Below are 12,533 nucleotides of genomic sequence, written 5' to 3'. Positions count from 1 at the left end.
GGAGGCACCAGTATGAATGACGATGTTAAGAAGTATATCTACGGCGCAGTGACGGTATTTCTCGTTGGTGTGCTTGCCTGGGTTGCCATTGTATATATCAACTCCTGCGGTTTCACATTGACCTGTATTCGCGGCGCACAAACTGTGGCACGCACGCCCATCCCGACCCTTTTGCCCGCAACCATGCCCGCCATGCAGGCTGGTGATGGCAAGGTGATCGTTTCGGATAAATGCCGCGTCGCCGCAGTGGATTTGATCGGTGCATGGGTTGAAGCAGGTTCCTCTGAAACCGAGGCTTTCCAATTCACCGATATCAACGGCCTGAATTGTGAATCCAGCTTCACAGAAGTGATGCCACTCTTTGTGGAATCCAATTTCTGGGTTTCGGGCTCGCTTTCCTGCGTATCCTGTCACTCTGTGGATGTGACCATCTCCCTTGCCCAGCTTGACCTGAGCAGCTATGCAGGCATTACCGCCGGTTCACGCCGCGCCGATGCCGAATCCAAGGGCACCGACATTCTCGGCGGTGGAAAATGGGAAGGTTCATTACTTTACGATTTCCTTACTACAGCCAAGGCCGATGTCCCCGGTCATACCGAAGCAGTTTCTGATTTGGTGATCTTCGCGGGTAAACCGCTCCCAACCCCAACATCTACTCCCAAGCCATAAAACAAATTTTGAATTAAAAATGACCCGATCAGATAGATCGGGTCATTTTTGTTTGCCTCTATCAACAACCTCGACAGGCCGTACGAATTTACAAGCTTGTGTTACGTAATAGTTTGCAGTAAGCAATGTTCCCTGACATATTTTTATCCAAATCATCCATGATTTCTGGCTTTCTTTTTCACAATTCCTACACAATGAATTGCTATATTCGGTTACATGGAAAGAAAATCATATTGGAGAAAAAAACTGTGAGTAACAAAAATTTGCGTAATGTAATTCGAATCATTCACCTGGTCGCCGCTGTCACTTTCGGAATGTATTTCTATTCGCCCATCGCTGGCGATGAGACTCTTAGGCTAATCATTCAGTTTGTAACGCTCCCCGGCATTGCTTTGACGGGTATTGCACTTTGGCAGCAAGCTTACCTGAACAAAATTCTTAGTCGCAACACACACAAATCGACCGCGCACTCTGCGCACCTTATGCCCAAGGAGTAAGGTGACCTAAATTTCTACTTAACTCTTGATTAGTAACTCTCTGGGTGCGCGAACCAAATTAAAAAGGAACCGCCTTGCAAAGCAAAGCGGTTTTTCTGGCGGAGAGGGCGGGATTCGAATATTATCCCCCGGGGGGGGGGGGGGCCCCCCCAAAAAAAACCCCCCCCCCCCCAAAAGCAATTTCGGGGGGGGGGGGGGGGGCCCCAAATTTTTATCCCTCGATGGGGCGCGTGAACCTGATTAAAAAAGGGAACCGCTTTGTTTCCAAAGCGGTTTTTCTGGCGGAGAGGGCGGGATTCGAACCCGCGAACCTTTGTGGGTTACACGCTTTCCAAGCGTGCGCGCTAAGCCAGACTACGCGACCTCTCCAAATTCAGCGGGCAGATTATACCATGTGTTAATTGGATGGCAATACTTGAATTATTGCTTGAGCAGGGCTGCAGCCTCATCGGCGGTGAACATGCTGTAATACTGCAGGCGCGGCTCCGTGGCCCAGTGACCGCAGAGACCGAGGTAGCTTCCAGGTTCAGGCAGCAGGTGGGTGGGGATCGTGATCAGCGCCGCTTCGTAGGAAAGGATGTCAACTGTGGATAAAAGCGATGTGCCGGGGCGCAGTGAATCGAAATATGCGATCAGGTCATTATCTGCCAGGTCGTGGATGCTGCGGCTGAAAACGCCCTGATGAAAATTGGGCATCCAATCGAGGAATAGATCCTTTTCGCGCATGATGTTGATGGATGTGCCTTCGTCGAAACGGATGGCGATTTTGTCACTGCCTGCGGGGCAGGAGAATTCCAATGCGGGTGGTAACTGGGGAGCAGCTTTTACGACCAACGGTCCGCCCAGCACGAGGACGATGAGCAAGGTGCTGAAGATGGCGGAAACATTCGTCTGCTGAATTTCAAGATCCGCTTTGGAGAGCAGTTTTAGTTTGAATTGGTCAAGGATGAAGGAAATGCCCATTGCGGGGAGCAGGCCAAAGGTCACGATGGAGGCGGCGTACAGTCGTACGCGATAGGCATCCGTGGGTGGGACAAAGGGCACCGATGCCAGTATACCGATCGCAGCCACGGCGACAAGTCCGCTGTGTGGGTCGGTGGGTTTGCGAAACCATTTGATGAATCCCAGCGCGCACAGGGTGTAGATCGTCCAACGGGTGATGCGGTAAATGATGCCCGTTTCACCTTCGAGGAAGGAAAACGCGCTGTACCAGCTATCGGAGAAGAACATGTCCCAATTGTGCAATGCGCCTTTGACGAACAATTGTGGACTTTGCACGATCAATTCCAGCGCCATGCGGTAGATGGTGCGCGATTGTTCAGGGTCGGCGATCAAGCGCAGTTCGGGGTGCTGTTCGAAAACATAGGTGTAGGCATTGCCGCCCGAAGCCAGTCCGTAGAGCGCCCACGAAAAATTGGAAAAGGCGGTTCCCGATGGCTCCGCCAGCAGGCGCACATATTGGGAATTCAAGAAGAAACTCAACGCAATGACAGCCGCTCCAACGAAAAGGAATTTGATTGCGATGAACTCATTGGGTTTCCTGAGAATCCATGCCGCCCAAAGCAGAATCAGCGGGAGAATGAACATCGTCCCCGGTCTGACGTTCAAGGCAAAAGCGCAAACGAATAAGCCGAAGACTGCCAGCACTTGTGAGCGTTTTTCCAGGCTGCGCCAGACCAGCGCCATACCAAGCGCGCCGAGCGGCATCCCGAGCGTTTCAGACATGCTTGTGCCGGAGTGATGACGGAAGTAGAGAAAAAGGATCAACAGCAGGAACACGGCCACTTCCGTGCCATGTGTGCGCTGAACCTCGCGGACGGTGAAATAGATGCCAATCGCAGCGATGGCTGTGATGATGGCCAGGCTGAACATGAAATTCCGATCTGTTAGATTCATCAGAAACGACAGGAATCCGGGGAAGAAAGGGCGCATGGCGGAGAAATGGGAAATATCCTGCCCCATGATGATGCGCAGACTGTCCTGATAATAAAAGGAGGCGTCTGTCAACGGGAGCAATCCACTGATAGTGACGGATTGCGATTGACCCGAGGCCCACAACCCGGCCAGCGGCAGCGCAAATAGGCACAGGGTGACCGCCATGCTGATTAAATCGCCAAGGCGGTCTTTCACACGAAATGCGGCGTACACCACGAGCGAGGTGATCGGTATCACCAGCCCGAAGCCGGTGCGCAGGGCCATGCTCATCGGGCGCAGCAGATTGGGCGAACGGTTGACCACGATCAACGTGTACAAGCCAAGTGAAATCAGCAGGCAGACCGCCTGCCAAACAATGGGGGATGGTTTACTGATAATTTTTTTCATCGAATGATTTAATTTTATTTTGCACTTTCGGCGCAGCGAAAGCCGCGACTCAGTCCGGCCGAATCAGGTTCATGGCGGAAGCGATTGATGGTGGTGATGCTGTCGGCATTGGCGTCGTAGGCGCCGCCGCGCAGTGACCGTTCGAATCCGCTTTCTGGCCCGGTGGGGTTGACTTTCGGCGAATTGGCATAATAGTCTTTGGCGTACCAATCCGCCACCCATTCGCGAACGTTCCCCGCCATATTCAACACACCATACGGGCTGGCTCCCAGTGGATAACGAAAAACGGGAAGCATTTCGCCCATCAGGGATTCTTCGAAATTTGCGAGGCGCGGATTGGGGCGGTCTTCGCCCCAAGTGTAACGGCGTTCATCGGTTCCGCGCGCGGCCTTTTCCCATTCCGCCTCGGTGGGCAGCCGCCTGCCGGCCCAGGCGCAATATGTCTCAGCGGCATACCAGTTGGTATACACAACAGGCAGATTGCGATATGCCCACTTGCCATAATACGGGTTGAGTCTCAGCACGGGCGGCAGACAGACACCGGCATCCACGCATTTCGTGTACATTGCATTGCTCACTTCGAATTTATCCATCCAAAACGCATCGAGGTGCACGCCATGCGCAGGGAATTCTTTTGCCTGTGGGTCATCATTGCTGCCCATGATGAAAATCCCTTCAGCGACATACACCTGCGGCATGCCGTCCATTTCAGATGTCTTCGTATCCAACGGGATGTTCGGGCTGGGTCTGCCGAGATCGAACGCCGCCAACTCAAAGCGGAGCTTTTGCATGGTCAGTCGCCCATCAAAAGCTGCACGCCATGAACGTGAAACGATATCGAGGTTCCCAATGACGAGGCCCGCCGCGACAAAAAATAGAAATATGGTGAGATAGAAAAATATATTTTTTATTGACATGGCGGACTGATTTTACTCCACTTGTATGGCGGCATTTGTTGAGAGGATTTGATTGATTTCCATAATAAAATCTGGACATTAAATCTTTTAGGAGTTTTTCAATGAAGAACGTAAAACGCGTCCTGCTTGGACTTTTAGCTGTTCTGGCGATTCTGATTCTTTTTCTGCCCCTCAGCATTTTTGTCGACTCCCTGCTCGATGGGAATCGTCTCGACGCCCTGACCAATACTACGGTCCCGGGCGCAAACGGCGGACCTGATGTCCGTGCCTACGTGGCGAAGCCTGAAGGGGAAGGACCCTTTCCCACCATCATTATGATCCATGAGTTCTATGGCTTGCGCGAATCCGTCGTCGGCAAAGCGGATTTTCTTGCAAAAGAAGGTTATCTTGTCATCGCGCCGGATACCTTCCGCGGCTCAACCACATCGTGGATTCCACGCGCCATTTATCAGGTCATCAACACCAAACCCGAAGACGTGAACGCTGATCTGGATTCTGTCTACGCTTGGCTTGAAGCCCAACCCGATGTGGATTCGGATCGAATTGCCATTCTTGGGTTTTGTTACGGCGGGCGCACCTCGCTTGTGTACAGCCTGCACAACAACAAGCTCGCGGCCACCGTCATTTTCTACGGCTCGCCTGAAACCGACCCCGAAGTGTTGAAATCTTTGCCCGGGCCAGTGCTGGGAATCTTTGGCGGTGCAGACCAATCCATCTCGGTGGAGGAAGTGGACCAGTTCGACAAAGCTCTGACCACCGCCGACATTCAACACGAGATCACCGTTTACGACGGTCAGCCTCATGCCTTCGTTGAAAACGTGGAAGGGATTCAAGCAGGCGGCGCACAAGGCGAGGCCTGGGCGCAGATGCTGGCCTTCCTTGAAAAGAACTTGAAGAACGTCACCGCACAGCAAAGCGAAAATTCGGCAGATTCCTACCGCGCCCCATTCGCATGGAAATATTACGCCATGCTGGTTTACGAACACGCCTTCGGCAGCGCCAGCCACCAGCACTAGACCCCGTAAGAATCACACAGTCCTCCCACATTGTGGGAGGACTGTGTGATTCTTCAGAACGGAGTGCGGACTGAAATCCGCACGATCATCTTATTTCTTCCGCAGGTTCCTCAAAATGGTACTGCCATCGTTGAAACCCAGTGGAATGAAAACCTGCAAGGTGTAAACGAAAAGGTTTTCGAACAGGGCGAAGAGTCCTATCCAGAATAGGTCGTCGGGCCAGAGGGGGAGAAGTAGAAAGAAGAAGATGCTCAACAGCCCATTGGCGATCGGTCCGCCCAGTGCACGGCGGATATGGATCGAGGGCGGCAGTTCTGGCTCGTCTGTTGGATAACGTGTCAGGGCAAAAATGGCGAGGGTGCCGAGGGCAATGCCTGTCATCGGGTAGCCGGTGCGTTTTGCGGCGTAGGCATGGCCAAAACTGTGGATCAGTTCAAAGGTCCAGTGTAGAAGCGTGGCGAGCAGCCCCATGAGAAGCGATTCGCCGAACGGGAGTCTGATTCCGAAAAAAGCGGTGAGCGTGAATCCGATCCACAAAATGAGGCTTCCCAAAAATGCCAGTGGCAGAATTTCGATCGGCATGCCGAATAATTTTCCGAGGGAGATCGTTTTCATGGGTTACATTCCAAGCAGTTTCATTTCGTGCTTCAAGGTGATCTCAAGCCCGTCCTTCAACGGGCGTGGATCGTAGCCAAGCTCGCGTTTCGCTTTGGCGTTGCTGCCGATGTAGGTGGCGCCCGCAATGACGCGCAGCCCTTCGCCCGTGTAACTTTCGGGAACGGGAATGAATTTATCGAATAGATACATCATGGCTGACATGGTGCGGATCATTCCCGCGGGCACAGCCATCGGGAGCTTTATGCCTGTGATCTGGTTTGCGATTTCAAGCGCATTGATAAAGGTATGTGTCGGCCCGCAGATATTGTAGTTCTCGCCGATCTTTCCCTTTTCCATTGCGAGCCAATGCGCGTGCGTAATGTCATCAATGTAGCCCCATGAGAACGCGGTTTGTTTGGGCATGACAGGCAATTGCTTCGTAAGATATTGGATCAACGAAGTGCGGGCACTGCTTGTGTCGCCAGGCCCATACACGAGACCAGGCTGCACAATGACAAGCGGCAAACCTTCCTTGATCATTTTCACAGCCACACCGTGCGCCTCGGCTTTGGTCTGGTCGTACACGCTGATGTGTTTGCCCGTGAAGTGATAATTTTCATCGGCTTCCACGCCGCGTGTATCTGAGTTGACGGCAAGCGTGCTGGTATACACACCCTTGGGTATATTGAGTTCCTTCATCAACTCGAGTACGTTGCGCGTGCCTTGCACGTTGATGGCATATGCCTGACTCTTATCGCGCACGCCGACTTTATACCAACCTGCCACATGGAAGACTCCATCCACGCCTGTCATTGGTTTTCGCATGGACTCTTTTTCGGTCACATCGCCCTGATGCAGGGTGACGCCCAATTGGGCAAGTTCCTGCGCTTTAGCAGGATTGCGCACAACAGCGATGACTTCATGTCCCGCCTCGCGGAGTTGACGGGCCAGCCGCCCGCCGATGAATCCAGTTGCGCCAGTGATGAAGTATTTCATGTATTGATTCCTTTTGTTTGATTTTTATTCGATTTTATCAACTCTTTGAATGATTGTGCCATCTGATCCTTCTTTTCAAATCACCTCAATCGCGGGTGGTAAAATCGTTTTGTAAACTCACATGGAGAAAACAAAAATGAACACACCTGTAATCATTGACGCAGTCCGCACACCGATCGGCGCACTGGGAGGGATTCTCTCCTCCGTCCGCCCCGATGACATGGCGGCGCATGTCATCAAAGCCATTCTCGAACGCAATCAAATTGACCCAGCCCTGATCGAAGAAGTTTTTCTCGGATGCGCGAATCAAGCGGGTGAAGACAATCGCAATGTGGCGCGCATGGCGGCGTTGTTATCGGGCCTGCCGCTCGAAGTGGGTGGCGTGACCGTGAACCGTTTGTGCGCTTCAGGCTTGAACGCCATCAATATGGCATCGCGTGCCATCAAAGCAGGGGAGGGCGATATCTACATCGCAGGCGGAGTCGAATCGATGAGCCGCGCGCCGTATTCCCTTCCAAAAGCCGAAGCGGGATTCTCATTTGGAAACCTCACCGCTTACGACACCGCCCTGGGCTGGCGTTACCCGAACCCGAAAATGAAGGAAATGTACGGCACCGACTCGATGGGCGAGACCGCTGAGAACATCGCGGCGGAACGTCCGCATCTCACCCGCGAAAAGCAGGATGAATTCTCGGTCCGCTCGCACCAGCTTGCAGTTAAGGCCATTGACGCGGGACGTTTCAAACAGGAGATCGTGCCCGTTTCCATTCCCCAGAAAAAAGGTGACCCGAGACTTGTGGACACGGACGAACGTCCGCGCCGTGACACGACGATGGAATCGCTTGCCAAACTCAAGCCTGCCTTCAAAAAAGACGGCGGCACGGTTACAGCGGGCAATTCGTCGGGTTTGAACGATGGCGCGGCTGCTCTGCTGATCATGAGCGAGGAAAAGGCCAAGTCCTTGAATCTCAAACCGCTGGCTCGCATTGTCACTTCTGCTTCGGCTGGAGTCCCACCGCGTGTGATGGGCTATGGCCCCGTGCCTGCCACACAGAAGGCCTTGCAGCGTGCCGGCCTGCAGATTCAAGACATCGGCCTGATGGAGTTGAACGAAGCCTTCGCCGTGCAATCCCTTGCGGTCATCGAAGACCTCGGCATCAACCCCGATTTGGTCAATGTCAACGGTGGTGCCATCGCCATCGGACATCCGCTCGGCTGTTCGGGCGCGCGCCTCGTCACCACCCTTGTGCATGAAATGAAGAATCGCGGCAACGTGAAGTATGGTGTCGCCACGTTGTGCGTTGGCGTTGGTCAGGGCGAAGCGACTGTGATCGAATATTTAGGTTGAAAGTTTGAAAGTTGGAAGGTTTGAAGGTTCAACCTATAAACTTGTAAACCTGCCAACCTGTAAACCGTAACCATCCACAAGCCCATGAAAAAAATCCCTTCTTTCCTCTTTCTTCTTGCCTTCCTCACAGCCTGTGCTGTATCCACACCTGCTATTCCCCCAACACAGCCGCCCGTGGAAAATGCTCCGCTGCCCACTCAAACGCTTCAATTCACGCCCATCCCCACGCTGACCTTTACCCCTGTGCCCACGGAAGGCTTCCCGACCTTTGTCGCGCCTACGAGTACGCCTGACCCCGCAAGCCAGCCCAATTTGATTCAATTCCCTGCCAATGGTACCTATGCCGATATCACCGATTTCATCGAGATCAACAAAAGCAAAACGTATTCCGTCAACGCCATGAAGGGACAGATCATGTCGGTCTCTGTGTTGCCGCAATCCGCCGACAACAACTGGACCTACATTCCCCTGCAGATCAAAGGCGCAGATGGGGTCATCCTGTGCCCTCAGCAGGATTCCGATTGCACTGCCTGGCGCGGCGTACTGCCCGCCACGCAGGATTATTTCATCACACTCAGCCCCGTCACCGATGTAATTCAATTCGTACTGCGAGTCGCGGTCAACCCACCTGGCAAGAGCGAGCAATACTTCCAGTATTTCAACCCCGCCAACGGGGTATCGCTCACATATTCTGATTACTTCGCGCCTGTCTTTCCCGTGTTCAGCAATTACAAGATCGTCCCCGAACTGGCTCTTTACGTGAACGACAACGAGACCTACATGAAAACAAACCTCAGCGAAGCCTACTTCTTCCTCGGCTCCAGTGCAGACCCGCAAATGGTAGCAACCTGCACTGATTCGAATCCGAACGGCGGCGCAATTGAACAAATTGTCGGCAACGAAGTGATCAACGGATTCACCTTCGTCCATTCCACATCCGCTGGCGTTGGGGCGGGCAACCTGTACGAGCAGGAAATCTACCGCATGGCCTACAACAACATCTGTTATGAGGTCATCTATCACATGCATTCCGCCAACATCGGCAACTTCCCGCCCGATACCGTCACCGAATTCGACCGAAACGCCATCATGAACAAAATGTACACCGTTTTTTCCACGCTCACGATCAAATGAAAGGAGCTTGATCTTGAATTACAAACATTTAACCAGCCTCATTCTGCCTTTGACTCTCGCAACCCTCGCCTGCGGATTGGCTGCGCCCGCCTCCAACGCACCGACGCCTGCTCCTGTTCAAGAGACAATCCCAGCGCCGACGGAATCCGCTCCCAGCCTCACCGCTGACCAGCTCAAGAATGCCCAGTACCAACTCGGCGCACGTGACGACCGCGCCGTCATCCAATTGACTGACGGCAAATATCAGCAGGGCACCGATGCCACCACCTTGGATTTTGCCTATATCGGGCTGACCCAATTCGTCTCCGTTGGTGACCTGACAGGTGACGGTGTGAATGAGATTGCCGCCATCTTTTTGGAAAACTACGGTGGAACAGGCAATTTTGGTCTGCTCACCATTTATTCGAACGTGAACGGACTGCCCGTCTTCCTCACTTCCACCTTCATTGATGACCGCCCGATGATCAACAGCATGTCCATTGAAAACGGCGAGGTGTTTCTCGATGCGATCACACATGGCGCGCAGGACGGCGGATGCTGTCCCACAATGCCAACCACACGCCGCTACGCTCTCGTGAACAATCAACTGCGGATGGTCAATTACACCACTGCCACCCCCGAAGGCGCAAAACGGATCGTTGAGATTACGGCTCCTGTCAATGGCGCTGAAGCCTCTGGCAGTGTGCAAGTCAGCGGAACGGTCAGCATTGCGCCGTTTGAAAACAACCTGACCTATTTCATCTACGACGAAGCAGGCAATCAATTTGCCGCAGGCCCAGTGATGGTCACGGCCCCCGATTTTGGCGCGCCCGGCACATTCAACGAAACTTTCACACTCGAAGGTATTCCACCAGGGACGACCATCTACCTGGAAATTCAAGACATTAGCGCCGCCGATGGCTCCTGGCTGGCGATGGATGCTGTAAAATTGGTAATCAAGTAAACTGTACCCACTTATTGAGGAGAATCCCATGCCGCATTTAGTTCGAGATTGGATGTCCAGTCCTGTTGTTGTTGTTGACCCCGATTCAAGTGTTTCCTATGCCATGACGCTCATGCGCCGCCGCAATATCCACAGTGTGGTGGTGGATATCAGCGAAAAAAATCCATCCTATGGAATCGTCACCACCACTGATATCCGCGACAAGATCGTGGCGGTGAATCGCAACCCCGCCGAGATCACCGTGCGTGAGATTATGTCTGGCCCCATCATCACAGGCCGCGCCGAATGGACCTTGATGGAGTGTTCGCAGTTGATGCAGAAACACAAATTCCATCACCTGCCCATTGCAGATGAACACGGATCATTGATCGGCCTGATCTCTGCCACTGATATTTTTATGTCAGTTGAAGAGCAAGGGTGGGAAGAAGAAAAGAAAGACTGAAAGTCAACGTCCCGCAGGATTTACCCTGCGGGACGCTTTGTTTTACGAAGATGCTTTTACAGCCGCCTGCTTCATATGGGCCAGCACACCGATGAAGCCATTGATGCGCTGCTGTGACACGGCCTCCTGCAAATTCATCGGGATGTAAAAATCCGCAGGTACGGAGATGATCTCTTCGAGCGAACAGCCATTCAACCCGTTGGTGAGAATGGAGGCAAGTCCGCGCACGGTGGGGGATTGCGGGGGAATATCGAGGTGGAAAAAGATTCCACCGCTTTCCAGTTTTTCAGCAATGATGAACACAGGCGTCATGCACTCGGGAACGGGTTCCATTTTGGAGCGTTCATCTTTGAAACGCTCGGGCAGATCAGGCATGGATTCCGCGTACGCGATCAGCGTCTCGAGTTTTTCCTCACGGCTCATGCTGGCGATATCATCCACGATCTCTTGCAGTTTGGTTGGCAGGGTCATAATCCTCATTTATTCGTCCTGAGCGGAAGGGCTGTGTTGATCAGCCCAATCGTCGAAGGACGAGCATCCACTTACTTCTCGATCGGCGCATCCACAAGGTTGCCCCATTCGGTCCATGAACCGTCATAGTTCTTGACCTTCTCGTACCCCAGCAGATACTTCAACACGAACCAGGTCAGCGACGAGCGTTCGCCGATGCGGCAGTACGCAATGATCTCTCCGTCGGGTTTGATGTTTTTCCCTTCGTAGAGGGCAACCAGTTCCTCGGTCGTTTTGAACGTTGCATCCGCTTCGTTGACCGCCTGCGACCAGGGAATGCTCACCGCGCCGGGGATGTGCCCGCCGCGAGTCGCACCTTCCTGCGGATAATTCGGCATGTGAGTCAATTCGCCAGAATATTCCTTCGGCGAGCGGACATCCACCATCGGCCTCTTCGTTTCGATCTGTTTGAAGATGTCATCGCGGAAGGCGCGGATGGACTTATCCGCTTCTTTCGCGCTGTAAGTTGTTCGGGCATACGAGGGCACTTCCTTCACGAGCGGCCTTTTCTCCTGCTCCCATTTGGTGCGTCCGCCGTTCATGATCTTGACGTTGGTGTGGCCATAGTATTGAAAGAGCCACAGTGCGTAGCATGCGAACCAATTGGACTTGTCGCCATAAAAGACGACAGTGGTGTCGTTGGTAATGCCAAGCGTGGACGCCACTTCTTCGAACTGCTCTTTGGTGACGAAATCACGGCGCAGGGGATGCTGGAGTGTGCTGAACCAATCCACCTGCACCGCGCCTGGGATGTGACCGATCGCATACAGCAACGGGTCTTCGTCTGATTCAATGACGCGGACGTTCGCGTCGTTCAAGTGATTGGCAACCCATTCGGTGTCGACCAGATATTCGGGGTGAGCATAAGACATTTTATAGTTTCCTTTTTCTAAAGTTTGTAATAGTCAAAAAAAACAAGCAGTCAACATAAAACAAAAGGACAGCGAACATTCCTGCGTTGATCATAACATGACGCGGGGGGCGTTCCACTGGCCTAAGTCGTTGACTGCTTGTTGCGGATGGTCGTCTTGGGCGGTGGTTACGAACCCCGCCATAGACAGGAGCAAAAGTGATAGCTTGTCATATGAGTTGGCGTATTTTACGTGAATACATCTTTTTGTCAAGACAGATATTCATGAAGA

Annotated in this window: 12 protein-coding genes and 1 tRNA gene; 6 read left to right on the top strand and 7 right to left on the bottom strand. The window is 52.9% G+C overall.

Annotation, left to right across the window (positions count from 1 at the left end):
• Positions 1–12: 12 nt before the first annotated feature.
• A complete protein-coding gene (locus IPI86_RS11455; protein ID WP_345298147.1) occupies positions 13–669 on the top strand; it encodes a hypothetical protein in 657 nt (218 codons plus the stop codon).
• 776 nt (positions 670–1,445) lie between these two features.
• Here the strand turns inward: IPI86_RS11455 and IPI86_RS11450 are convergent.
• The 3 genes from IPI86_RS11450 to IPI86_RS11440 all read right to left on the bottom strand — a co-directional run bounded on the left by IPI86_RS11450 (position 1,446) and on the right by IPI86_RS11440 (position 4,405).
• Positions 1,446–1,535 (bottom strand) — tRNA-Ser (locus IPI86_RS11450).
• A 51-nt stretch (positions 1,536–1,586) separates the two neighbouring features.
• A complete protein-coding gene (locus tag IPI86_RS11445; protein WP_345298146.1) occupies positions 1,587–3,488 on the bottom strand; it encodes a hypothetical protein in 1,902 nt (633 codons plus the stop codon).
• A gap of 14 nt (positions 3,489–3,502) precedes the next feature.
• Positions 3,503–4,405 (bottom strand): SUMF1/EgtB/PvdO family nonheme iron enzyme, encoded by a 903-nt coding sequence (locus IPI86_RS11440; RefSeq protein WP_345298145.1) that lies wholly within the window; start codon positions 4,403–4,405, stop codon positions 3,503–3,505.
• Positions 4,406–4,506: 101 nt separating this feature from the next.
• Between IPI86_RS11440 and IPI86_RS11435 the strand changes: the two genes are divergently transcribed.
• The gene (locus IPI86_RS11435; protein WP_345298144.1) at positions 4,507–5,421 is read left to right on the top strand and encodes a dienelactone hydrolase family protein; all 915 of its coding nucleotides are present in this window, start codon (positions 4,507–4,509) and stop codon (positions 5,419–5,421) included.
• A gap of 90 nt (positions 5,422–5,511) precedes the next feature.
• On the opposite strand, the gene IPI86_RS11430 is transcribed toward IPI86_RS11435, so the two are convergent.
• Entirely contained in the window at positions 5,512–6,036 is a 525-nt protein-coding gene (locus tag IPI86_RS11430; protein WP_345298143.1) for a hypothetical protein, read from the bottom strand.
• A 3-nt stretch (positions 6,037–6,039) separates the two neighbouring features.
• A complete protein-coding gene (locus tag IPI86_RS11425) occupies positions 6,040–7,014 on the bottom strand; it encodes an NAD-dependent epimerase/dehydratase family protein (RefSeq protein WP_345298142.1) in 975 nt (324 codons plus the stop codon).
• A gap of 136 nt (positions 7,015–7,150) precedes the next feature.
• Between IPI86_RS11425 and IPI86_RS11420 the strand changes: the two genes are divergently transcribed.
• The 4 genes from IPI86_RS11420 (at position 7,151) to IPI86_RS11405 (ending at position 10,881) form a co-directional block, all read left to right on the top strand.
• Positions 7,151–8,362: an acetyl-CoA C-acetyltransferase gene (locus IPI86_RS11420; RefSeq protein ID WP_345298141.1), complete on the top strand. Its 1,212-nt coding sequence runs from the start codon at positions 7,151–7,153 to the stop codon at positions 8,360–8,362.
• 84 nt (positions 8,363–8,446) lie between these two features.
• Positions 8,447–9,496 (top strand): hypothetical protein, encoded by a 1,050-nt coding sequence (locus IPI86_RS11415; protein ID WP_345298140.1) that lies wholly within the window; start codon positions 8,447–8,449, stop codon positions 9,494–9,496.
• 13 nt (positions 9,497–9,509) lie between these two features.
• The gene (locus tag IPI86_RS11410; RefSeq protein ID WP_345298139.1) at positions 9,510–10,439 is read left to right on the top strand and encodes a Gmad2 immunoglobulin-like domain-containing protein; all 930 of its coding nucleotides are present in this window, start codon (positions 9,510–9,512) and stop codon (positions 10,437–10,439) included.
• Positions 10,440–10,467: 28 nt separating this feature from the next.
• The gene (locus IPI86_RS11405) at positions 10,468–10,881 is read left to right on the top strand and encodes a CBS domain-containing protein (RefSeq protein WP_345298138.1); all 414 of its coding nucleotides are present in this window, start codon (positions 10,468–10,470) and stop codon (positions 10,879–10,881) included.
• A 42-nt stretch (positions 10,882–10,923) separates the two neighbouring features.
• On the opposite strand, the gene IPI86_RS11400 is transcribed toward IPI86_RS11405, so the two are convergent.
• Complete coding sequence (locus tag IPI86_RS11400; RefSeq protein ID WP_345298137.1) at positions 10,924–11,352, bottom strand: SufE family protein; 429 nt, start codon at positions 11,350–11,352, stop codon at positions 10,924–10,926.
• 71 nt (positions 11,353–11,423) lie between these two features.
• A complete protein-coding gene (locus IPI86_RS11395) occupies positions 11,424–12,263 on the bottom strand; it encodes a sulfurtransferase (RefSeq protein ID WP_345298136.1) in 840 nt (279 codons plus the stop codon).
• Between the last annotated feature and the right edge of the window lie 270 nt (positions 12,264–12,533).

The organism is Candidatus Villigracilis affinis (assembly GCF_016705895.1).
GTDB classification, from domain to species: Bacteria; Chloroflexota; Anaerolineae; order Anaerolineales; family Villigracilaceae; genus Villigracilis; species Villigracilis affinis.
This window is presented reverse-complemented; position numbering and strand designations above follow the sequence as displayed.